We start from the raw sequence: 23,218 nt of genomic DNA on the forward strand, positions 1-23,218 counted from the left end.
CGGCAATTAATAGCAAGTATAGGAGAAATGAAATGACGATTAAACGCTATGGTCTTTGTTCTCGTATGAGCCAGGCAGTGGTTCATGGTGACACTATCTATCTTTCTGGTCAGGTGGCTGATGACTGGACGGCAGGTATAAAACAACAGACTGAAGAAATCCTACACAAGATTGAAAACATTCTGCATTCATTGGGTAGCGACAAATCCAAACTGCTGTCAGCACAAATCTGGCTGGCTGACGTCCGTGAATTTGATGAGATGAATGCTGTCTGGGAGGACTGGATAGATCCTGAAAATCCACCCGCTAGAGCCACTACGGGCCCGACCTTAGCACATCATCATGTGCGGGTTGAGATTGCTGTTATTGGAGTGCTCTGATGAAGCCAGTACAGGGCGGTACGAAGCTAACCCAGGTCGCAACAGATGAAGATCAGGCGTTGGCAACAAACGCGGCAGTATTTTTGTCCGCACTAGAGGATAGAGGGGTTGATTACCTGTTTATCAATGCCGGAACAGACTGGGCACCTATTGTTGAAGCTTTAACTATCGCCAGGGAACAGGGCCGTGCTGTTCCTGAACTCATCGCCGTTCCGCATGAAAATACCGCGATGGCAGTTGCTCATGGCTATTATTTGGTGACAGGACGACCACAGGCCGTTGGTGTTCACAATAATGTGGGTACGGCAAATGCCCTTTGCGGCTTGATGAATGCCGCCAGAGACAATGTGCCTACATTACTGGTTGCCGGGCGCACACCCTATACAGAGTCCGGCAGTATTGCGTCCCGAGAGGTTGTTGTGCATTGGGCGCAGGAGAACTTTGATCAGGCCGGAATGGTCCGCGAACAGGTGAAATGGGATTATGAACTGAAATCAGGGCAGGATACGACGGAAGTGATCGATCGTGCATTAGATATTGCTATGTCGGCACCCCGTGGCCCGGTGTACCTGACAATGCCCAGAGAAGTTCTGGTGGAAATGCCCAGAGTCAAGAATATTGTGCAGCGCAGGCGATCTTTTGGCGCCGTGGATGCTCAGCCGGACAGTGACGCGATAAGGCAGCTCGCCGGTTGGATTTTAGCAGCCGATATGCCGATGATTATTACGTCTGTTGCCGGTCGTCAACCACAGAATGTAGAGACACTTGCAGATTTGGCAGCAGGCTTTGCTATTCCTGTCATTCAATATTTCCCGCGTTGTCTTAATCTGCCAAGTGAACATCCGATGCATATGGGATACCAGCCAAACGATCTTTTGGCATCCTCAGATCTGGTGATAGTGATTGACTGTGAAGTTCCCTGGATTCGACGGGATATCAAGATTGGTTTAGCAACAAGAGTTGTACATTTGGGGTTCGATCCAATTTACAGCACCTATCCGCTACGTTGTTTTGAAGATGATTTGGCGATTACCGGTGCATCAAGCAGTGCTCTTTCTATGTTGCAGGAATCGCTTGATGAAATGCTCACTAAACCTTATGAAGCTGATATCGCTGCAAGAAAAAGCCGTGTCGCCACAGCCCGCGAAAAGTTGAAAGCACAAAGAGATATCGCACGGACAAATGCGAATCAAGAGATACCCATTTCGCCGGTATGGATAGCCTCGGTATTAGATAGTCTAATAGATGAAAATACCATTGTTGTGAATGAAACCGGATTGTGTCTCGAACAATTAAATCTTCGCGTTCCGGGAAGTTTGTTTATTGCGCCTTCTGTCGGCGGTCTTGGGTGGTCATTGGGTGCTGCCTTGGGCGTAAAGATGGGTGCGCCTGACAAAACGGTTATCGTATTGCTGGGCGATGGTTCCTACATGTTTGGCAATCCGACACCCTGCCATTTTCTCTCCGCAGCACAGGATCTTCCCATTCTTATCATCGTTGCCAATAACGCCGGATGGAAGGCTGTCGATCGTGCTGTCCGGGCAGTCTATCCAGACGGAAGAGCCGTTCAGTCTGGTGAGACAATGCCGCTTGTTGACCTAAAACCGTCCCCCGCCTTTGAAAAAATTGTCGAGGCCAGTGGGGGCTATGGTGAGCGGGTAGAGGCTCCCTCGGAGTTGTTGGAGGCTCTGGAAAGGGCTCTGCATGCGGTTCGAGTTGAAAAACGACAAGCACTTTTAAACGTTATCAGCCAATAAGCATATCAGCGTAAATTGGGCTGTACTTTGTTTCACGTGGCTTAACTCTGGGCCTGTAGCAACACTAGGCTAACGTCAAATAATGTTTTCTCAAATCAAAAATCAACTTGATTCAGAATAAGAGCTAGCACAATTAAGTACGTAGCTTAATGGTCACTTGCGAGTGTCGTGAGAGCTATTTGATCTCCAGCAGCGCGGACTAATAGGAATTCCATGAGCGTGATTAGTACCGAAAAAACAAGTGAACTTGACTCAAAAAGTGATGGCTGGGTTTATCCCTGGTATGTCGTTTTCATCTGTATGCTGGTCTATATTCTTTCTTATGTTGACCGTCAAATCCTGGCCCTGCTCATTGATCCAATACGTGCAGACCTCGCATTGACAGATACACAATTCAGTTTAATTCTTGGCTTTGCGTTCTCTCTCTTTTACGCGACCATGGGAATTCCGATCGCCATTCTTTCTGACCGCCGATCACGTCCTTTGATTATTTCCGTGGGCATTTTTGTCTGGAGTCTGGCAACGGCTGGTTGTGGTTTTGCGCGCAGCTTCTTACATTTATTTTTAATGCGTATGGGGGTGGGTATTGGCGAAGCCTCGTTATCGCCTGCCGCCTATTCGATGATTGCGGATCTTTTTCCCAAAGAGAAACTTGGTCGGGCATTAAGCGTCTACGCCATGGGATCTTTTATTGGCGGGGGTTTGGCGCTAACAATTGGTGGTATTGTTATTACGGCTATAAGCGGTTGGGCCGATATCCAAATACCGTTGTTCGGGACTATTCAGGAATTTCGTCCTTGGCAACTTACTTTTATTGTAATCGGCGCGCCTGGAGTATTGGTAGCGTTAATATTCTTCCTGACGGTGAAAGACCCCAGAAGAAAAAATATTAATAAGAATGAAAGCCTGAGCGCTCGAGAGCAGAAGGATAACATTATTAAACCAAAGGATGTTTTGGCGTACATCAAACGCAATAAGAGAACCGTAGCATCACATTTCGTGGGCTTTTCGTTTGCAGCCCTAACGCTATTTGGCCTTATGTCATGGTCACCCGCCTTTTATATGCGAAAATTCGGTCTGTCGGCGGAAATGGCAGGCTTGTATCTGGGCATAATCATGCTGATATTCAATACATTGGGGACATTTTCCAGCGGCTGGCTCGCGGATTATTTTCAAAGACGAGGCCATCCAGATGCGGCGATGCGAGCTGGCATGTGGGGCGGGGTTGGCCTTTTCCTTCCGGTATTACTATTTCCGATAGTTAGTGATCTATATCTTTCATTAGTTTTTATGGCGTTAGCATCCTTTTTTGCCTCATTCCCTATTGCCCCGTCAGCGACGGCATTGCAAGTAATGGTGCCGAATCGGATGCGTGCACAGTTTTCGGCATTGTTTCTATTTACTTCCAATATCTTTGGACTAGGCCTGGGAACGACGGTAATTGCCTTAATTACCGATAACGTCTTTGCGGATGAGCGGGCGGTGGGTTATTCGATAGCCATAGTTTGTTCACTAGCCGCGTTGGTTCAGATAGTTGTTTTGGGTCGCGGGCTGAAATATTTTCGAGCTAGCGTGTCCTGATCGAACTATTTTGGGTAACAGAAGTGGCGTCATTCAGAAATAAAACACCTTTAACCCGAAATGTTAAAGGTGTTTTATTATTTTATAGGGCTTACTTGGCTAAATTATCGGCCACAAAAGCCCAGTTTACGAGCGCCCAAAAGGCATCCATGTAGCTCGGTCGCGCGTTACGATAATCGATGTAATAAGCGTGTTCCCAGACATCTACGGTCAATAGTGGTGTTTGCCCTTCAGTCAACGGGCATCCTGCATTACTGGTATTGATGATACTGAGAGTGCCGTCTTTATTTTTTACCAGCCAAGTCCAACCGGAACCGAAATTGTTAATAGCACTGTCGGTAAAGGCTTTTTTGAATTCCGCAAAGGAGCCGAAGGCGCTATCTATGGCGTCCGCTAGTTTGCCGCTCGGTTCACCGCCTCCCTCGGGGCTTAGGCAGTGCCAGTAAAAGGTATGATTCCACACCTGGGCGGCATTGTTGAAAATACCACCAGGGTTGGCATGGGTGATAATCTCTTCCAGGCTCATATTTTCATATTCAGTTCCCACAACCAAGGTATTCAGCTTGGCCACGTAGGTTTTGTGGTGTTTACCGTAATGGTACTCCAATGTCTCTGAAGAAATATGGGGTTGTAAGGCATTTTGCGCATAGGGCAATGGGGGTAATTCAAAGTTCATAATAAATCCTTTAGTACGACGTGATCATTTTTTCATTCAGCTAAGAAACATTCTCAGTTATACAGCTGATAAAAAATTACACCACGTTTCTATTGAAACATGCAAATATTGTGTATTGGTAGTAATTCAGTGTGCATAATGCTTAAGAGGTTCCCTAAATCAAAAGGTTTATTTAAAGCTCAATTGCCAGCCAAGCATTAATGAGTCTTCGTAGGCCATCTGTAAACCGTCTAGGTCTTGATTCAATTCGGTATTAAATTCTAATGCCAACCTGTTGCCGGCGGGTAGCGTCAAATTAAAACCGACACTCCCAATTACTATTTTCCCGCCTTGTAAATTCGCATCGGACAATGGGCTCATCATGGGGTTTAATCGCTTATCTTTGCCGTTAATTTCACCCCAGTCCTCATAGGTGAAGCGAAGCGAAGCGGAGAGATTTCTCATTAATGGTTTCTGGACCCAGCTTTGCACTTTATAACGGTTTCCCAAGCGATAGTCGCGCGTATTTTCATCCAGACGAATGACCGCTGAAGCTTGAACGCCCCAGGAAAAGCTCTCTTGTTGGGCTGCATAAGTGATGCCGGGTAATAAATCATAGGTACCGGATCCTAATTGCATGGCGTAGGGTAGCAGCGCTCCTTGTGAGTTTTTCTCATCAATCGACCCTGTCGGCAGGCTCAGCAGCAGGTTGAGGTGAATTTTTTGCCTGGAATCAGAATAAATATTGTGTAATGCACCTATCCTTATATCCCCAATCCCAGAACTTTCCATCGACGACTTCATCAACATCGGGCTAAGTGAGCTACCCATATTCATGAGCATATCCATATCATTTTCCAAATAAGGAAGCATGGCCATCAGCGTTGTGGTGTCATCGGGTGCATACATCAACCCGAGCATATGCATCTTCATCGTCATTTTCGTTGGCGCCATTTTATAGGTGCTATTCTTTAATAATGATCTCGGGTTGATTTCATCTTTTCCGTCCAAGAGCTCATTCATGTCCATTTCCATGTAGCGGTAAGAGAGCATCAACTCGCCGGTTTTATGGGTATGATCGCCCATCACCGAAATCGGTGCGTGAGCGTCCGGCCGCGAACTAATCCAGTCGTGAGCGAAGGTGTGACCACAGAGAGCTGAAGTAAAAACCAACCCCATAATTTTACTTAAAGTAGGCATACAATTTCCTGAAAATCCTAGCACTTTTTAGCAAAGTGATTATCACAGAAGCCGAAGGCTCAGTTCTGTGATTTCTTTTTCCGTCTTTTGGGCTTTTCTTCAACAACGGGGGCCTTGCCTTTGAATGCTTCTGTATTAAAGAGGCCATAACCTTTGCTTAAAGATTCCGTTAAATAAAAATCGGGGTTTCCCGGCTTATCTTTCCATACATACCAGTCAGGCTTTTCGATCTCGTCATACTCGATGATCAAGACCGCGCCACCCGGCGCTTTGCCTGAGTTACTGACGTGATGCTCGATATGGTCATGATTAATCCATAGTCCGGGGTTGTTCATTTCAATAATGACATCAAGTCTTTCCCCCTGCAGTAATGGGACAACATCAGCGTGATAGGGCTCGGGCAAGGGTAAACCGTCCTTATGGGTTACCAGCATATCGTGTCCATGCGTGTGGAAGGCTACGTTATTGCCAGCGGCATAAAGTCGCAGCCTGAGCACATCGCCTTTCTTAACGCGCAGAGGTTCGGTTAATGGGAATGATTTGCCGTTGATCGAAAAATAGTCGAGTACTTCGCCAGGATGGCCGCCCTTTCCGTAGGTGTTAGCTACCTCAGAGTTCCATCCGGAAAACATTAATATGGCATCTTTGGTTACTTTCTTTTCAAGCGCCGTTGGTTTTTTCGGGTCGACCACTATTGGCCCCCACATACCACGTACACCCAGATGTTCAGGAACATTGACATGGCAGTGATACCAGAGGCTGCCGGGCTTTTCGGCAATAAATTTATAGGTAAAACTTTCGCCAGGTTCAATGGCTTTTTGCGTGATATCCGGCACCCCGTCATTCCGCCAGTTGTTAGTCATATACTGACCATGCCAGTGAATCGTGTGAGATAAGGTCGTATTGTTAAACAGATTAACTTCGACCTCATCACCCTCGCGTACATGAATCAACGGGCCTGGCACTTGACCGTTATAGCCCCAGACCTTGGCAGTAAGGCCTGGAGCCACTTCGAGATCGACTTCTTCGATGGTCATGTCAAAGCTTCTCAGCTCTGCTTGCGCGATACTGGCAGCAAATGCCAGTAATATTGTGGGCAGCATATAGGATAATTGGGGCATTATTGGCCTCCTTCACAGCAGAGTTTACGGAGATGTTTAATGATGAGGTGTATCTCTTGATCGCTCAGGTTCTCGTCCCAATTCGGCATCAATGGAGACTTGTTGACTGACTTGCCCCCGAACTTGATGGCTTTAAAAAGGTCCTCATCCGTGCGCGCAGCCATTTCGCTCGCATCGGTGTGATCTCTTGGCGCGACGTCAATATCATAGGAATTAACGCCGAACCCGTCGCCGTATAAGCCATGACATTGTGAACAATATGCCTGGTAAAGATTTTTACCGGTTATCCCCGTTTCAGATGCAGCAACGCCAGGAAAGCTGTATACGGCGGCCGCTATCAATAATGGCTGGATCATTCGGTTGATACTGTTCATGGCAGATCCCCCCCAATTATGTTCAGATAGTTCATTAGTTTGTAGATTGGTGCATCATTCAGATGGTTGTTAGGCATCAGGCTCCTGGGTTCCCAAGCGGTTGGGTTCCTAATGTAGGAGGCTATATATTCTGGTTTTAAACGTTGCATTGCTGTATACAGCTCTGGCCCGGTAACACCACCGAAATCCTTTTCGTCCCGATGGCAGGCGACACAGCCTTTAAATTTTCTGAAATCTTTGGCCGCCAGCATCCGTGGTATTTTTTTAGCGGTATATTCACCCTCATTGATTAACTCGGGATAAGGTTTGAGCGTCATTAAGAATGTGGCGATAGCCTTGGCCTGTTCCTGGCTAACTGCTACATGCCTGGTCAGCTTTGTCTCATCTATCTCATCGCCCTCATCAGTAACGACAACCGCATTTACCCAAAAACCACCTCCTGCGGGCGTGATTTTTGTTGGGTGTTGGAGCCAATTCTCCAGCCATGGTTGTTGATATTTATGTCCGGCAAAATATAAAGGCGGTCCTTTGCGTGTCATCTTTTCTTGCAAGGTCAACGATGCCCTGTCAGGGGTGTTAATTTGATGACAGTTGCTACAAGATTCTTTGAGAAGCTGTTCGCCGTCGGCCGCCTGCACAGATGAAATACCAAAAGCAGTTAACGCTAGAATGCTGAAAACTACCTTTTGACTTAAACTCAAGAGCCTGGGATAGCGCATGATTTACCCCCTGGATTAACGTAACACTAGATTGTTGTTGCGACCTTTTTCGGGGTCCGCGTCTTCATGGTTTAGGAGAATGGTGATTGCCCCGTTGAGAGCACGCTTCATCGCATGGTCAACGATGGCGTTATTAGTGGGCCGATCCTTCGGGCTAATCAGATCCACGGTTAGTGCATAGGCTGGTGCGATATCAACGGTTTGCATACCGTAGCGCGTATTTTTCGGGTTGCCATTTTCATAGACCCGATCCCAAATGCCGGCTATTGGGTGCAATGCAACAGATTCATTAATATGAGCGTTTACATAGAAAATACGTACCCTTTCGCCGGGTTTGGACTCCAACGCGAGAGTAGCGTTTTCATCATGAACCGGGTCGTAATGGAATACTTTGCCGTTGATCAATGCCGCTTGCCAGTCGTTATTCCATTTACGGTCCTCTGCACTAGTGCCGTCCTTGAATAAATCACCCTGAACAATCACGTACTCACGATCAGGCCGCGGATAATCAGGCCCATAGCCATTTTTTGGGTCGACAATTATGATGCCGTACATACCGCGTGAAATGTGTTCTGCCATCGAGGGTGCACCGCAGTGATACATAAAGACACCCGGATATTGGGCTTCAAATTGAAAATTCTTTTTTTCGCCAGGTTTGATTTCAGCAAACTCATCTAATACATCAACGACTGCCGCATGGAAATCCATGGAGTGGCTTTGTTTATTTTTTTCATCGTTATGGAGCGTGAAATTTACCAGATCACCTTGCTTTACCCGTACGACAGGGCCGGGAATGGTGCCATCATAGGTCCACATTTTTTGGGTGGTTCCGGCATTATCGATGGCCAGGTCAACTTCCTTAACGGTCATTTCGACTTCGACGGTACGAGCGGAAGCTGACTCAAAAGCAACTAACGATAAAATGGTGGTGATAAATAGCAGAAGGGGGTTGGGGGAAACTCTTAGCAGCATCATTCTTCTCCTTGTTTATAAGATGTTTTGCGAATACATTTATAACATTTATTAGATGTTTTGCAAATACATCTTTATAAGAAAAAGTCATCAGCATATAGCTGTAATAGACGTTCCTTAGGATGAAGTGGTTAAATTTTGATGCAGTTAGGCAAAGATCAAACGCTGGGTAGAGTCATTGACAATATCCGCCAGAGAATACTTAGCGAGTGTTTGCATGAAGGACCGGTCTGCTTCATTAAAAACCGATCTTAAACGACAATTACTGGAGAGCACACAAGCCATTCCGTCACAATCGATTAATGCTGCTTTCGTTTCAAACAGCATCACAACCTCGGCAACATTGATTTCGCTGGCGTGCCGAGCCAGGGCGATACCGCCATTTTTACCGCGCCGAGTAACCAAAAACCCGCCTTTGGCAAGTTCGTGGACAATTTTACGCAGGTGTTCTCTGGAAATATCAAAGAAGTCAGCAATTTCCTGTTGCGTGACTAGTTCACGTTGCTTGCTAAAGGCATAAATCAGAACGCGCAAGGCATAGTCTGTCGATTTTGCTATTTGCATGTGGAGAAGAAGTTATTCATAAGAACTCTATCCTATATGGGTTTTCTGACTAAATCCAAGTATTTGGCGATCTCTGGTGCTCTATTTGCCATACATTATGAATACGTGGATTGCGTTTAAAATCAGGGTCTAAGGTTGTGCTGGTAATATTGCTCACGGCAAACTCTTCGACAATATCTGTATCCATTTTAAATTTACGGAAATTATTAGAAAAAAACAGTGTGCCACCAATGGAAAGCTTTTGCATCGCTCCACGAATTAGTTCCGCATGGTCGCGCTGAACATCCAATACTGATTGCATTTTTTTTGAGTTGGAAAAGGTGGGTGGATCAAGAAAAATTAGATCAAACTCGCCGACGCCGCGTTTTAACCATTCCAGACAGTCGGCGCGCATCAGAGGGTTTTGTTTTTCGCTTAGGCCATTGAGTTCAAAATTACGCCGCGCCCAGTCGAGATAGGTATTGGACATATCAATACTCAGGGTTTTTTCGGCACCGCCTAGGGCGGCATGGATCGATGCGGCAGCGGTGTAACAAAATAGGTTAAGAAAACGTTTTCCTTTCGCCATACGGCGAATCATATGACGCATGGGCCGGTGATCGAGAAAAAGGCCGGTGTCTAGATAATCGGATAAATTGACCTCTAACGCCGCCGAACCTTCATGTACGGTGAAAACCTTAGTCTTCAACGTGGCTTGCTTGTTGTATTGACTGCTGCCTTTTTGTTTGCGGCGTTCTTTAAAAAAAAGCTGTGCGCTTGGCTGGTACGCTTTGAGTGCCTGCTTGACTTCGTTAAAGCGTTGGCGCGCTTGGGACTCAGGTATAGTTGCCGGAGCTGCATATTCTTGCACGTGTAAAGCATCTTCATAAATATCAACGGCTACGGCATATTCAGGTATGTCGGCATCATATAATCGGTAACAGCTAGTACCGGATTGCTTGAGCCAGTTACTGAGACGCCGCTGATTTTTTTGCAAGCGATTGAGTAGCATCTGCGCCCCTTCGCTAAGCTCCTGTGGCGGTGGTGCCGTGTTCAGCCGCTGTTCGATTAGCGCAGACTTAGAACGTAAATCGTCGAAAATAAGTAACTTGCAGGGTGTTGCCCCGTTATAAAACTTATATTGTTTGCTGGGTGCGAGATCCATTTCACGTGCTAGTTCTGTATTGCCAGTAAATACCGCCGCGCGCCAATGTCCGAAATTTTTCTGTAACACCTGCCCCAGCTTGGCATATAGCGGTTTGAGGTTTTGCTGTTCGCCAAGCCGTTCGCCGTAGGGTGGGCTGGTCAGCAGTAAGCCACTGTCGGCGGTGGGCTTACCAAACTGTTCCAACGGTTTATGGGCGATACGGATATGCTCGTCGAGGCCCGCGTTTTGGACGTTTTGCATTGCTTGCTCAACGATGCGGGGATTGGCTTCATAGCCGCGAATATCCAGCTGTAGTTGATCGAGACCTTGTTGACGGCGTTGCTGTGCTTCGTTTATTAACGATTCCCAGAGTATGCTGTTGTGTTGTTTCCAAGCAAGAAAACCATAATGATGATCCGTTCGCAGCGTGCCCGGAGCTATATCTGCGGCAAGTATGGCTGCCTCAATCAGCAGAGTTGCGTTACCACAAAGGGGATCAAGCAGTGCGCTACCCTCTTTGGCGAGTTGTGGCCAGCCTGATCGGATAAGGAGGGCGGCGGCCAGATTTTCTTTGATTGCAGTGCGGCTTTGTGCGCCGCAATAACCACGTCGGTGCAGACTTTCGCCAGATAAATCCAACGCTACCGTCACAACCCCCTTATGCAAGCGTGCTTGTATGCGGATATCCGGATTTTGTAAATCGACATTGGGGCGCTCGCCTTCGACTTGGCGAATGCGATCAACCAGGGAGTCTTTCACCCGCTGTGCGCCGAAAGTGGTGTGATCAATTAGTCGTGATGTGCCGATAAAATCAACCATAAGGGTATTGCTTGCGGATAAATGTTCTTCCCAGGCAATATCCACACAGCGGTTATAAAGATCATCAGGGCTATTCACTGCAAACTGGGTCAGCGGCAGTAGCACGCGGTTAGCTAGGCGCGACCAAAGGCAAGTGCGGTAGGCAAGAGCCAATGGTCCACTGAAGTGCACCGCAGCAACGGTTTTTTTGAGCTGCTCCGCGCCAAGGGCACAGAGTTCATTAGCGAGCAGGTCTTCCAGGCCCTTAGGGCAGGTGGCCAGCCAGGATTGTTGGTCGCTAATTTTGTTCATGGGGTAGCTCTTTTGATAGGGTTGGAGTCATAAATGGGTGTAGCTAGCATGGCTTCTGACAACTGCGCTCAGTCTAGTAGAGTGCAGGTGACGCGTTTGACTAACAGTGCATATCATATAGTGCTTTTATTTTTTGTGTAGAAAATAATGTCAAAGTGGAAAGGATGTTACCTTTGGTGAAAACGCCAACTTAGCGGGTAAGACCGCAGTTATGTTTTCAGTATTTAGCAATGGTTGCTTTTAGCCGATATCTGGCAGCAAAGGCGCACACCACAGGGTCCAGTTCCATTATTTCCGTCGTTGGTTGTGCGATAGCGTCTTTGGCGTTGCTGGTTAACCCCTATCTTTGCTCAGATGCCAACGTAATGAGTCGAGCCCGAAAACAGGGTTTGAGAAAGTCCATGCTAAGTTAACGCTTGATCCATAGGCTAATGCTCTCAGCCAGACAGAATCCTGTTGCAGCGATGAAAAATGATTGGCAAGATAGCTTGGTCTTTTGTTGTTCTGAATCACTAGGTCAGGTGTTTGATGCGACTCCCCCCTTTGTTACTTCTTACCGCTCTGTTTTTGGCGGACGGTGTCATGGCCCAGGACGAGACCTTTAGTCAATGTCTGGGGCGTATACAAGGTCTGGCTCGCCAGCAGGAAATCCCTGAGTGGATCGTGCAAGATGTCGTAGCAAAGTTTGAATATCAGGCCCGCGTGATCGAACTGGATCGCAAGCAGCCGGAATTTATCCAGACCTTCGAGCAGTATTATAAAGCGCGGGTGACTGACCAGCGGGTGCAGCGGGGTCGGCAGTTGTACGCGGAACACCTCAATCTATTAGCGCAGTTAACTCGTCAATATGGTATTCCCGGCCAATATCTTGTAGCTTTTTGGGGTTTGGAAACCAATTTTGGATCTTATTTGGGAAATATGCCTACGCTTGATTCGTTGGCGACGCTTGCCTGTGATGATCGAAGGAGCCAATTTTTTACTGATGAACTGCTCATAGCATTAAAACTAATGGTGCGAGAAAAATTGCCGGTGGAGCGTTTGCGTGGCTCCTGGGCCGGTGCCATGGGACACGTGCAATTTATGCCATCGACTTACCAACAGTACGCGGTTGATGGTGATAATGACGGCCTGATCGACCTCTGGCAAAGCAGGCAGGACGCGCTCTCCTCAGCCGCCAACTATTTGCATAAGAGTGGTTGGCGTAGGGGTGAACGTTGGGGTAGGGAGGTTTTGTTACCAACATCTTTTCCCTACTCGGAGGCCGAACTCAGTAACCCGCAGCCGCTGAGTTATTGGCGTCGGCTTGGGGTATTGCAGGCAAACGGAGCGCCTCTGCCTGATATGGCATTGCCTGCCTCTATCATATTGCCGATGGGACATTCAGGTCCGGCATTCGTGGCATATCAAAACTTTCAGGTGATCATGCGTTGGAATCGCTCCCAGTCCTATGCGCTAGCGGTTGGCAATCTGGCAGACCAGATTGCTGGCGGACAAGGGTTGAAGGCATCTGTGTTCAAGCCAGCACCGGTGCTCAGTCGAAGTTTGATTACACAACTGCAAACAGCTCTGGCAGGACGCGGCTATGCGGTGGGTGAGGCTGATGGCGTGATTGGTCCTGCGACCCGGGCTGCGCTGCGAGAATACCAATCTAGCAATGGTTTAATTGCCGATGGTTTTCCCGATTTATCCACACTTTTAGCGCTGGGCCTAGACGGAACAGCGCAGTGAAATGAAGTGGCAAGCGCTTTGGCGCAAATATACGACTGAGCCTAAACATCGCATCCGATTGGCGCTGATCGCTGCTCTCTTGCTAGCGTTAACGGTTATTCTTGTACGCACCGCTGCTCCTAATTTCGCCCCCCTTCCTGATATGCACTCCTACCGCACGGTACCGGAAAGGAAAGCCGCGTTTTTTAACTATCTAAGGCCTATTGTGGAGTTTCACAACAACGAAATTTTAGAGGATCGAAACAAGCTATTGGCGATTGCGGGTAAATTTGATATCAGTGCTGAGATATCCTGGTGGGATGAGCTTTGGCTGAAAAGATTGGCCAATGAATATAATGTTGAATGGAGTACGGAATCGGTTAGCGAGTCATTAGCCACACTCAAACGACGGGTTGATATCATCCCAACCTCGTTGGCCTTGGTGCAGGCGGCTAAAGAATCCGGTTGGGGAAGGTCTCGATTTGCGGTGCATGGTAATGGTTTGTTTGGGCAATGGTGTTATGAACCGGGCTGCGGTATGGTGCCGAAAAAACGATCAGTCAAGGCGCTACACGAGGTGCAGGCTTTTCCCACAGTCAGCCATTCGGTGATGGGTTATCTAAAAAATGTGAATACCGATGAAAGATACCGGCCTTTGCGAATGATTCGACAGCAGCTGCGTGAGGCCGACAAAACACCGGACGGTCTGTCATTAGCGGATGGTCTGCTATTTTATTCTGAGCGTCGTCAAGCCTATGTGGATGAAGTGAAAAAGATGCTGCGAAGGTACCGCACACAACAGCAGGCGGTAGTGATCAATGAAAAAACACCTTAAATCATTAGTGGGTTTTATCGGTGCCCTGTCGTGGAGCCTTAGCGCACTGTTGCTAGCCAGTCCGGCGCTCGCCACGGATGATCATGCGGTGGTTCTGCTTTATCATCATGTCAGCAATGACACGCCAGCTTCCACCAGTGTCTCACCGGCGATTTTGGAAAAACATCTCAGTTACCTCGAACAGCATGGTTTCTCAGTATGGCCCTTGGGGCGAATATTAAAAGCGATAGCCGAGGCGCAACCGCTACCGAAAAATACCATCGCTATTAGCTTTGATGATGCCAATCTTTCGGTATACACAGAAGCTTTTCCGCGATTTCAACAAAGAGGTTGGCCTTTTACGCTGTTTGTCAGTACCGAGGCCATCGATAAAGGTTATAAAAACTATTTAAACTGGGATCAGATTCGTGAGCTCGCTGAAGCAGGCATTGAAATAGGTAACCACAGTCATAGTCATGCGCACTTAATCCGAAAATTAGAGAATGAATCAGAGTCAGCATGGCGGCAGCGAATCAGTACCGATATACGCCAAGCCAGTGCTCGGCTGACAACAGAAACGGGCATAACAACTGAGCTGTTTGCCTATCCCTATGGGGAGTATTCAGAAGCGCTTAAAAAAATGGTCGGGGCAATGGGCTATTTAGGGGTTGCTCAACAATCGGGAGCTGTTGGTGTGGATTCCGACCTGTTGGCGGTGCCACGTTTCCCCATGGCAACGGGCTACGCGGATATGCAGCGCTTTATCATCAGTATCAATTCACGACCATTACCGGTCAACTCGGTAGTCGTAGAGAAAGGAGAAACCAAAGATGAACGCATTAATAAACTGTGGTTGGTACTGGCGAAGGGTGGTTATAACATTAAGCAACTGGCTTGCTACGGCGCATCTGGCAAGCCAATCCCGCTAACGCCCGGTGATGAACTGCCACGGCAGTTTGTCCTGGATTTATCCGGTCTGGGCTCTGTCGGGCGCAACAAAATCAATTGTACCGCGCCAGCTAGTGACGAGGCGGGCGTATATTATTGGTATTCGTATCAATGGTTGATGCGCCGGGCGGACGGCAGCTGGTATGAGGAGTAACAGCCAAGGGCTGGGGTCGGCATCAAAAGACATTAACATGCCGTTTTTATCCTGTTATCAAAGACAGAAAGAGTTTTTACAGGTTTAAGTCTTTATAGATTCTATCAGGCCACGATGATCGACTGCCCTTGTCGTTGATGTAATCGTTTTACTGTCATGTAGCCGTTGAGTCCCGATTCTGCCGAGCGGAGCACTGCAAAAATTTGTGCAATATGACCATCATCAGTAACCATCACCGTCAGGTACCACCTTTCTTTCAACAGCTCTCCCTTTTCCAGGCGTGGGTTCACACGGAATACAATAGTCACTAACTCTCATTTGGATAGATAAGAGTCAGCCGCATATCTGGAGCAAAATTAGCTGACTGTCATTGGCTATTAAGATTGCGTTAAGCTAACTCCGCTAGTCTACCTGATAACAAATTGGGGAAGTTTTTAGGTAGATAAAATGAATACTGTTGTCCAGGGCCAACTAGCACCGACAAAACATGAAGCAAGGTTATACCAGACTATTCAGCGTTTATTGCAACCTTTGCCAACGGTAGCGCTTCATGACACTCAGGCATTGAATCGGCACATAGTGGAAGGCTATGTCGCCAAAAAATTTGCCGACGCCTATGGCGCGACTATCACCGAGTTTATGCCTAAACTGTTGAGCTTGAGTTGCCAAGATAAGTTTTCAGCCGTTGCTGGCGTTCGATCTGCACAAAAGCATCCGTTATTTCTCGAACGCTATCTCGATCACCCCATTGAACATTTGCTAAGTGAGTGCTGTGAGGGCTTGGTTAAGCGTGAAAGTGTAATTGAAATCGGTAATTTGGTGGCAACGCACAGAGGTTCCAGCCAGCTACTTTTTATCCTGCTGACAGCTATTTTACATCAGGCAGATTTTGGCTGGGTGGTGTTTACTGCGGTTCCTCAAGTGCAAAAAATACTGAATCGTCTAGGTATTAGAACCTATTTTTTAGCCGAGGCTGAACCCACCAGATTAACACTGGCGGAACGGCAGCAATGGGGCAAATACTACCAATCTAAACCCAGGGTCATTGCTGGAAATTTAGCTGGTGGTATGGATTCACTGCGACAACACCCTTTATGGCAAAGTGCTTTATCGCTATACCAAAGCCAAGTAGAGGGATTGTCCAGCCAGTTAAATCGTCAGTGTGATGCCAATGAAAGATCTATTATCGCAGCTTGAGCATAGCCACAGTTCTGAGCATCTCCTTGTCCGGAATGCCAATCAGGGGTTGACTTGCCATCAGCTGATGGCTCGCTGTCATCGGTTGACAGAATTCCTGACCAAGGAAAAACTGGAAACATTGGCGGTGCTGGCGGATAACGGTATTGATTGGTTGCTTATCGATCTTGCCTGTCAGCAAGCGGGAATACGCCTGTTGCCATTACCGACTTTCTTTTCCGCGCAGCAAATCCAGCATGCCCTTACCAGTGTCAAGCCCGATGCGATAGTGACAGCTTCTGCAGACCGGATTGCTTCGCTAACACTTGGCGATAGTAAAGTGTTGCCTGTAACAGACTTAACCATGCATCGATTGGCGCAGGGCGACAGTGCTTGTGCGCTGCCTGCGAACACAGGAAAGATTACCTTTACCTCGGGCTCGACCGGCAATCCAAAGGGCGTGTGCCTCAGCAATGAACAATTATTGCAACAGGCACAAGCTCTGGCTGAGGTGGTTGGTCTGTCGAAACCCAAGCACCTTTGCGTACTGCCATTGACGACCCTGCTGGAAAATGTGGGTGGTATTTATGTCCCTCTGCTTGCAGGCGGTGAGGTCATTGTGCCTAGTTTAAGCGAGCTGGGGTTTTCCGGCAGCTCGTCCATTGCGGCCAATAAACTGACCACCGCCATCAGCCATTATCAACCCAACAGTATGATTTTGACGCCCCAGCTATTGATGTCGCTGATTGCTGCCGCTAATGCTGGTTGGCGAGTGCCCACCTCATTACAATTTATTGCTGTGGGTGGTAGTCGAGTGGCGCCTGAGTTGATACAACAGGCGCACGCAAAAGGCATCCCTGCCTATGAAGGCTACGGCCTGTCTGAATGTGCTTCCGTGGTAAGTTTGAATACCCCCTCTCAGCATGACCATCAAAGTAGCGGTCGTCCTTTACCACATTTGCAGGTTGCGGTGGAAATGGGTGAGATTATCATCAGGGGTAACGCCATGCTTGGCTATGTAAATGAGCCGGAGAGTTGGGGACAGGACAAAATAAAATCGGGCGACCTCGGTGATATTGACGCGAAAGGATTCCTGCACATCCGTGGGCGTAGCAAGAACCTGCTGATCTCCAGCTATGGTAGAAATATTAGCCCGGAATGGATTGAGAGTGAATTGCTTGCTAACCCGCTGTTACTTGATTGTGTGGTCTATGGTGATACCAGGCCTTACTGCGTGGCATTGATTTCTCCGCGCAGAACTGACACTGAGAATACGGAAATCCAACAATGGCTCGACCAAAAAAATGCAACGCTGCCGGACTATGCACAAATTAAAGACTGGTACTTATTACCGCAACCGCTGCGTGATCAGCCAAATCTTCTAACGGCAAACGGCAGGCCTAAACGCGAGGCTATTTTCAACCAGTTTCGCGACCCGATAGCTAAGTTATATGGCGGTCGTGACCTGTTCCACAATTTACGAGTAGGTAATCTATGAGTTTTTTTCAACAGCTACAAAAGCAAACGGAGTCAGCACGTGCAACGTTGCTGTCGGCACCGATTATTGTTAAATCACTACAGGGCAATATTAGTCTGGATGAGTATGTTGCCTTCTTGACCCAGGCCTATCACCATGTCAAGCACACGGTATCATTGCTGATGGCGGTGGGGGCGCGGCTACCGCAAGAGAAAGAATGGCTAAGAGAGGCGGTGGCGGAATATATCGAAGAGGAAATCGGACACCAGGAATGGATTCTAAATGACATAGAGTGCTGCGGTTTTGATAAGGAAGCGGCGCGTAAAAGCACGCCCAATGTTGCCACAGAATTAATGGTGGCCTATGCCTATGATATGGTTAACCGGGTTAATCCATTGGGGTTTTTTGGCATGGTGCAGGTTCTGGAAGGTACCAGCGTCGCTATCGCTGAACAGGCTGCCGATAGGATCAGGAGCTCCCTGGAGTTACCGAAAGAGGCTTTTTCTTATCTGTATTCACATGGGTCATTGGATCAACAGCATCTGCAGTTCTTTGAAAATCTGATGAATCGAATCGGACAACCCGAAGAGCAAAGGGTCATTATTCATAGCGCCAAAGTGTTCTATCAGCTTTATGGTAATATTTTTCGTTCGCTCACTACGGCGCCTGCAGATTTAGCGGCAGCTTAAGGAAACGCCATGGATTTAACCAATAAAAAGGCGCTACTTACCGGCGCTTCTGGTGGAATCGGCGAGGCCATCGCTCACACTTTTGCCAATAAAGGCTGTCGGCTTTTGTTGGTTGGTCGTAATGCAACAAAGCTGCTGACGCTGCAGCAGTCATTGCCAAACACGCAGAACAGACATCAGATGATCCTTGCCGATATTACTACCCCGAAAGGTAGGCAGCAGATACTTGAGTGCTGTCAGCAGGAAGGGGTTGATCTGTTAATTAATACCGCCGGTATTCTCGATTTTCAGCTGCTGGAATATCAGGATCTTGGTAGCGTTGAGCAAACTATCCTTACCAACCTATTGGCGCCGATGTTGCTTTGCCAGGCTTTAATCGGTGAACTTAAACAACGTAAAGAAGCGGTTATTATCAATATTGGTTCGATCTTTGGTAGTATCGGCCATCCCGGTTTCGCTAGCTATTGCGCTAGTAAATCGGGGTTAAAAGGCTTTACCGAAGCCCTGCGCAGAGAACTGGCCGATACTGCGATTAAGGTATTTTACCTGGCACCGAGAGCCACAGAAACGGCATTAAATTCTGAAGCGGTTACTGCACTCAACCAAGCCCTGGGTAATAAAGTCGACCCGCCGCAGCAGGTTGCCGATGAATTGCTCAAGTTATTATCCAAAGGCCGTCAACAGGCATTTATGGGCTGGCCAGAAAAACTTTTTGTTACCCTCAACGCAGTCTTTCCGAGCATAGTGCATAACGCATTGGTTAAGAAATTACCCATTGTTAAACAGCATGTTCGGTAGCAATAATTAATTGGAGTCCCTAGAGATGAAATATCCTATTAACAGACAAAAACTAATCGTCTGTATTTTTGCCCTCTTAACCCCATTGGTTAACAGTGCCTGGGCAGATTTAACAGCAGATGTTCACGCTTTGCAGGAACGCTGGGCGGAAGTGAATTACCAAATGCAAGGAAAGGCGCAACTGAGTGCGTTTGAGGCGCTGATTAAAGAAGCAGATCAGGTCGTTGTGAAATACCCGGAGTCAGCGGACGGCTGGATTTGGAGTGGCATCATCAAATCTACCTACGCCGGTGCCAAGGGGGGGCTTGGCGCACTTAATTACGCCAAAGCCTCTAAGAAAGATCTGGAAAAAGCCCTGTCGATCGACCCGGATGCGCTCAGTGGCTCAGCCTATACCAGCCTTGGCACACTCTACTTTAATGTGCCCGGATGGCCGATCGGTTTTGGCGACGACGAAAAAGCGGAGCAGTTGTTAAAAAAAGCCCTGACGGTAAACCCCATAGGCATTGATAGCAATTATTTTTATGGGGATTATTTGATTCATGAAAAACGTTATCGGGAAGCAAAAAATTATTTGTTAAAAGCAAAGGGCGCTCCAGCGCGGCCTGATCGACCGCTAGCGGATGCGGGTCGGCAAAAAGAAATTGACGAACGCCTGTCTTTGGTGGAGGCTAAGCTTAAAAAATAACCAACTATAAGGACGTCCTATTCATGCAGATATTATTGGTCGAAGATGATCGGCCTTTGGCTAAAGGTCTGCAACAGGCCCTGCAAAAGCAGGGTTACGCAGTCAATCATGTGGAGACGGGGCAAGCCTGTCTGCATGTGGTGAAAACCGAGCCGCCGGATATTCTGGTGCTCGATTTGGGCTTACCGGATATTGATGGCTTAGCGGTGCTCAAACAGATTCGACAGCATACGAAATCACTCCCTGTGCTACTCTTAACGGCGCGCGATTCGGCCAATGATAAGGTCGCCGGATTAGACGGCGGCGCTGATGACTATCTCGCCAAACCTTTCGAGATGGCTGAATTATTGGCGCGGCTGAGAGTGTTGGAACGCCGTCTTAGCACGGTAAAATCTGCAGAAATTTGTATTGGCGATGTGGTGTTGGATACCACCACGCATTATGTTTCTTTGCTAGGAGAGGAGCTTGAGCTGCCACGCAAAGAGTATATGTTACTCAAGTTGTTGATGGAAAATGCTGGGCGAGTCCAAGCGCGCACCAAACTGGAAAACCGCTTATACAGCTGGGATGAGGAGGTCGCCAGCAATGCTTTGGAAGTACATGTGCATCAATTGCGAAAAAAACTGGGTGCCAATTTTATCAAGACTATACGTGGCGTGGGCTACAAGGTTGAATATTCGTGACTTCGATTCGCACCTTCCTGGTGCTGACGGTGTTGGCGACAATCATCCTTTTTAACTTCATTGCCGCCATCCAGGGGTACCGCTCCAGTATGGCCGAAGCGGAGCGCCTGTTTGACGATCAAATGTTGGAAACGGCGAAACTCATTGCCAACCTACCTATAGAAATACAGCCTCAAAATTCAAACCACTCCAGCACCATTGCATTTCAGCTGTGGCGTAACAATAAAATGATGCTTGCATCTGCAAACGCTCCGACTATCGCCATAGCTGAGCTCAAGCCGGGCTTTGATTTTATTAACTTTGATGGCTATCGCTGGCGCACTCTGGCTTATTTTGATCGCAGTCATGACATTTGGGTAACCTTGGCAGAAAGATCCGATACCCGTTATCTATTGGCCGAGAATGTCATTCTTGAGTCTATATTCCCGCTGTTAATCGGTATTCCTATCGTAGGCTTGCTGATTTGGCTCATTATTAACCAAGGATTGAGACCTTTGATCCAGCTTTCAGCAGAGTTACGCGAAAAAAAAGCCGATGATTTGACGCCAGTGTCGAACCTGGGTTCGCGTCAGGAATTAACTCAAGTAACCCGCTCAGTTAACAGTCTGATTGAGCGGCTGCGTTTAACCTTGGAGCGCGAGAAACGCTTTACCGCCGATGCGGCGCATGAGCTAAGAACACCCATCAGTGCGTTAAAGATTCAACTGCATAATATTGCCCAAGAAGTCCCTGCGGAGAGTGAAGCCTTGGCGCAGCTCGGTACTGGGGTTGACCGGATGCAACATTTGGTGGAGCAGCTACTATTTTTGTACCGCGCCACACCAGAACAATTTACTCAAAATATTCAGCAGTTAGACCTCTATGTACTGGCGGAGGAATTGCTAGCGGAGCAATACTATCTGTTTGAAGCGAAGCAGCAGACTGTTGAACTGCTTGGCGAACACTGTATGGTTGAGGGTAATGACTTTGCTTTGAATACGCTATTGAAAAATTTGCTGAGCAACGCCAATAAATATACCCCTAAGGGTGGTCAGATTAGCATCAGTGTGAAGGCTACTCCGCAGGGAGTACGGTTGACCGTCGAAGACTCTGGTCCTGGTGTTCCGAAGGAATTGGAAGAGCGTATTTTTGAACGTTTTTATCGTGTCGGGCAGGCCTCTGATGAAGACATTTCCGGCTGCGGTTTAGGCTTAACTATCGTGAAAAATATTGTTGAACTACAGGGTGCGAAAATTCGGGTGGAGCAGTCGAGTTTTGATTCGGGCAGCGCGTTTATCATTGACTTTGATGCGGCAAAAACAGATGTGCATAGCTAATAGAATAAACCACCGTCTGCGGTGGTTAAAGCTGTTGCTGGTAATAGTCAGTACGCAGGCTATTGCGGGGCCACCTATCATTGAAATAGCAATAAAAGACCATCTCTTTTATCCCTCTGTAGTTGAGGTGCCTGCCAACACCAAGGTTAAACTCCTAATTAATAATCTGGACACAACCGCTGAAGAGTTTGAAAGCTATGAGCTTAACCGGGAAAAGGTCATAGCGGGTAATACCAAGAGTGTTATTTTTGTCGGGCCCTTACCGCCGGGGGAATACCCCTTTTTCGGAGAGTTTTTCCCAAAAACGGCGCAGGGCAAAGTGATCGTAAAATGAGCTATTCGCGAAGGATTAACCGGGTATTATGTTTTTAAGCTCTATCACATTAATACTGCAAGAAATCCTTGAGGGCGCGCTCATTATCAGTGCCTTGCTGGCGGTTACCCAGAGTTTGAGTGGTATGAGGTATTGGATTGCGCTGGGAGTATTGCTGGGTAGTCTGACCGCTGATGCCTTTGGCAGCAACATCGTGGCCATTTCTGAATGGTTTGACTATGTTGGTCAGGAGGTCAGCTATGCGGTCATTCAGCTCAGCATCAGCTTATTGCTCGCACTGATTGTTTTCCTGTTGAATCACAAAGGTGTTGTCGGCATAACTAAACAATGGCTTAGCCTGAGCTGTGTTCTCGTAGTGACATTTGCCGTGACCAGAGAAGGATCTGAAATCATTGTTTATCTGCAAGGCGTTATGGCGCATCCCGATCAAGCCAGTTCTGCCCTCGCGGGTAGCAGTATCGGTGCTGGCATAGGCGTTAGTGTTGGCGTGTTGTTTTATTATTTGCTGTCTAGTTTAGCGCAAGTACAGCTAAAATGGGTGGGAACATTGTTGCTAGCCTTAATCGGCGGCAATATGTGCGCGCAGGCCATGTTGCTGTTTACTCAGGCGGATTGGATCGGCCCTACCCGCGAACTCTGGGATAGTTCCTCGTATTTATCCGAATACTCTTTAATGGGGCGGCTCTTGTATGCGCTGATTGGTTACGAGGCGACGCCTTCTTTAGCGCAAGTTGGCGGTTATTTGACCGCTCTTTTATTCACCTTGGCCTGCGGCTTTATTCCGGTTAAGCGGCATCAGTCAACACCACTTTGAAATAGTTATGACCTCTCATCATTCAACGCTACTTAAATTTACGAGCCTAACCTTCTTGCTT

24 protein-coding genes are annotated in these 23,218 nt (G+C 47.6%); 15 read left to right on the forward strand and 9 right to left on the reverse strand.

What is annotated here, in order from left to right; genetic code table 11:
• Window positions 1–32: 32 nt before the first annotated feature.
• From H6995_00110 to H6995_00120, 3 genes are all read left to right on the forward strand, one after another.
• Window positions 33–380 (forward strand): RidA family protein, encoded by a 348-nt coding sequence (locus H6995_00110; protein ID MCP5213397.1) that lies wholly within the window; start codon window positions 33–35, stop codon window positions 378–380.
• On the forward strand, window positions 380–2,137 hold the full coding sequence (locus tag H6995_00115) for a thiamine pyrophosphate-requiring protein (protein MCP5213398.1): 1,758 nt from the start codon (window positions 380–382) through the stop codon (window positions 2,135–2,137). Before H6995_00110 ends, H6995_00115 begins: the two co-directional genes overlap by 1 nt.
• A 213-nt stretch (window positions 2,138–2,350) precedes the next feature.
• Window positions 2,351–3,718 carry an MFS transporter gene (locus H6995_00120; protein ID MCP5213399.1) on the forward strand — a complete coding sequence of 456 codons (1,368 nt, stop codon included), beginning with the start codon at window positions 2,351–2,353 and terminating at the stop codon, window positions 3,716–3,718.
• A 91-nt stretch (window positions 3,719–3,809) separates the two neighbouring features.
• On the opposite strand, the gene sodB is transcribed toward H6995_00120, so the two are convergent.
• From sodB to rlmKL, 8 genes are all read right to left on the reverse strand, one after another.
• A complete protein-coding gene (sodB, locus tag H6995_00125; protein MCP5213400.1) occupies window positions 3,810–4,394 on the reverse strand; it encodes a superoxide dismutase [Fe] in 585 nt (194 codons plus the stop codon).
• 168 nt (window positions 4,395–4,562) lie between these two features.
• The gene (locus H6995_00130; GenBank protein ID MCP5213401.1) at window positions 4,563–5,573 is read right to left on the reverse strand and encodes a transporter; all 1,011 of its coding nucleotides are present in this window, start codon (window positions 5,571–5,573) and stop codon (window positions 4,563–4,565) included.
• Window positions 5,574–5,632: 59 nt separating this feature from the next.
• Complete coding sequence (locus H6995_00135) at window positions 5,633–6,694, reverse strand: multicopper oxidase domain-containing protein (protein MCP5213402.1); 1,062 nt, start codon at window positions 6,692–6,694, stop codon at window positions 5,633–5,635.
• Complete coding sequence (locus H6995_00140; GenBank protein MCP5213403.1) at window positions 6,694–7,068, reverse strand: cytochrome c; 375 nt, start codon at window positions 7,066–7,068, stop codon at window positions 6,694–6,696. Before H6995_00140 ends, H6995_00135 begins: the two co-directional genes overlap by 1 nt.
• Window positions 7,065–7,787, reverse strand: a complete 723-nt coding sequence (locus H6995_00145) for a c-type cytochrome (protein MCP5213404.1) — start codon at window positions 7,785–7,787, stop codon at window positions 7,065–7,067. The genes H6995_00140 and H6995_00145 overlap by 4 nt, the downstream gene beginning before the upstream one ends.
• 15 nt (window positions 7,788–7,802) lie before the next feature.
• Window positions 7,803–8,759: a multicopper oxidase domain-containing protein gene (locus tag H6995_00150; protein ID MCP5213405.1), complete on the reverse strand. Its 957-nt coding sequence runs from the start codon at window positions 8,757–8,759 to the stop codon at window positions 7,803–7,805.
• A gap of 147 nt (window positions 8,760–8,906) precedes the next feature.
• Window positions 8,907–9,323, reverse strand: a complete 417-nt coding sequence (locus H6995_00155; protein MCP5213406.1) for an Rrf2 family transcriptional regulator — start codon at window positions 9,321–9,323, stop codon at window positions 8,907–8,909.
• 49 nt (window positions 9,324–9,372) lie between these two features.
• The gene (gene rlmKL / locus H6995_00160; GenBank protein MCP5213407.1) at window positions 9,373–11,559 is read right to left on the reverse strand and encodes a bifunctional 23S rRNA (guanine(2069)-N(7))-methyltransferase RlmK/23S rRNA (guanine(2445)-N(2))-methyltransferase RlmL; all 2,187 of its coding nucleotides are present in this window, start codon (window positions 11,557–11,559) and stop codon (window positions 9,373–9,375) included.
• Between the two features lie 528 nt (window positions 11,560–12,087).
• Between rlmKL and H6995_00165 the strand changes: the two genes are divergently transcribed.
• Genes H6995_00165 through H6995_00175 form a run of 3 tightly spaced genes read left to right on the forward strand, consistent with a single transcriptional unit; the run spans window position 12,088 to window position 15,182 of the window.
• Window positions 12,088–13,287 carry a lytic murein transglycosylase gene (locus tag H6995_00165; GenBank protein MCP5213408.1) on the forward strand — a complete coding sequence of 400 codons (1,200 nt, stop codon included), beginning with the start codon at window positions 12,088–12,090 and terminating at the stop codon, window positions 13,285–13,287.
• Between the two features lies 1 nt (window position 13,288).
• Window positions 13,289–14,101 carry a glucosaminidase domain-containing protein gene (locus H6995_00170; protein ID MCP5213409.1) on the forward strand — a complete coding sequence of 271 codons (813 nt, stop codon included), beginning with the start codon at window positions 13,289–13,291 and terminating at the stop codon, window positions 14,099–14,101.
• A complete protein-coding gene (locus H6995_00175; GenBank protein MCP5213410.1) occupies window positions 14,085–15,182 on the forward strand; it encodes a polysaccharide deacetylase family protein in 1,098 nt (365 codons plus the stop codon). The genes H6995_00170 and H6995_00175 overlap by 17 nt, the downstream gene beginning before the upstream one ends.
• Window positions 15,183–15,286: 104 nt before the next feature.
• Here the strand turns inward: H6995_00175 and H6995_00180 are convergent, their stop codons facing one another.
• Window positions 15,287–15,490 (reverse strand): hypothetical protein, encoded by a 204-nt coding sequence (locus H6995_00180; GenBank protein ID MCP5213411.1) that lies wholly within the window; start codon window positions 15,488–15,490, stop codon window positions 15,287–15,289.
• Window positions 15,491–15,629: 139 nt separating this feature from the next.
• On the opposite strand from H6995_00180, the gene H6995_00185 reads away from it, so the two are divergent.
• From H6995_00185 to H6995_00225, 9 genes are read left to right on the forward strand one after another with little or no spacing between them, the layout of a single operon-like run.
• Window positions 15,630–16,379: a thermostable hemolysin gene (locus tag H6995_00185; protein ID MCP5213412.1), complete on the forward strand. Its 750-nt coding sequence runs from the start codon at window positions 15,630–15,632 to the stop codon at window positions 16,377–16,379.
• Window positions 16,354–17,856, forward strand: coding sequence for an AMP-binding protein (locus H6995_00190; GenBank protein MCP5213413.1), 1,503 nt, complete (start codon window positions 16,354–16,356; stop codon window positions 17,854–17,856). The genes H6995_00185 and H6995_00190 overlap by 26 nt, the downstream gene beginning before the upstream one ends.
• Window positions 17,853–18,524 (forward strand): iron-containing redox enzyme family protein, encoded by a 672-nt coding sequence (locus H6995_00195; protein ID MCP5213414.1) that lies wholly within the window; start codon window positions 17,853–17,855, stop codon window positions 18,522–18,524. Before H6995_00190 ends, H6995_00195 begins: the two co-directional genes overlap by 4 nt.
• A 9-nt stretch (window positions 18,525–18,533) precedes the next feature.
• A complete protein-coding gene (locus tag H6995_00200; protein MCP5213415.1) occupies window positions 18,534–19,322 on the forward strand; it encodes an SDR family oxidoreductase in 789 nt (262 codons plus the stop codon).
• A gap of 25 nt (window positions 19,323–19,347) precedes the next feature.
• Complete coding sequence (locus H6995_00205; protein ID MCP5213416.1) at window positions 19,348–20,010, forward strand: hypothetical protein; 663 nt, start codon at window positions 19,348–19,350, stop codon at window positions 20,008–20,010.
• Window positions 20,011–20,033: 23 nt separating this feature from the next.
• Window positions 20,034–20,693 carry a response regulator gene (locus H6995_00210; protein MCP5213417.1) on the forward strand — a complete coding sequence of 220 codons (660 nt, stop codon included), beginning with the start codon at window positions 20,034–20,036 and terminating at the stop codon, window positions 20,691–20,693.
• The gene (locus tag H6995_00215; protein MCP5213418.1) at window positions 20,690–22,009 is read left to right on the forward strand and encodes a two-component sensor histidine kinase; all 1,320 of its coding nucleotides are present in this window, start codon (window positions 20,690–20,692) and stop codon (window positions 22,007–22,009) included. The genes H6995_00210 and H6995_00215 overlap by 4 nt, the downstream gene beginning before the upstream one ends.
• A complete protein-coding gene (locus H6995_00220; protein ID MCP5213419.1) occupies window positions 21,996–22,343 on the forward strand; it encodes a cupredoxin domain-containing protein in 348 nt (115 codons plus the stop codon). The genes H6995_00215 and H6995_00220 overlap by 14 nt, the downstream gene beginning before the upstream one ends.
• A gap of 28 nt (window positions 22,344–22,371) precedes the next feature.
• Window positions 22,372–23,157 carry an FTR1 family protein gene (locus H6995_00225; protein MCP5213420.1) on the forward strand — a complete coding sequence of 262 codons (786 nt, stop codon included), beginning with the start codon at window positions 22,372–22,374 and terminating at the stop codon, window positions 23,155–23,157.
• Window positions 23,158–23,218: the final 61 nt, after the last annotated feature.

The sequence above is a fragment of the Pseudomonadales bacterium genome, from assembly GCA_024234615.1.
Lineage (GTDB): Bacteria > Pseudomonadota > Gammaproteobacteria > Pseudomonadales > IMCC2047 > JAJFKB01.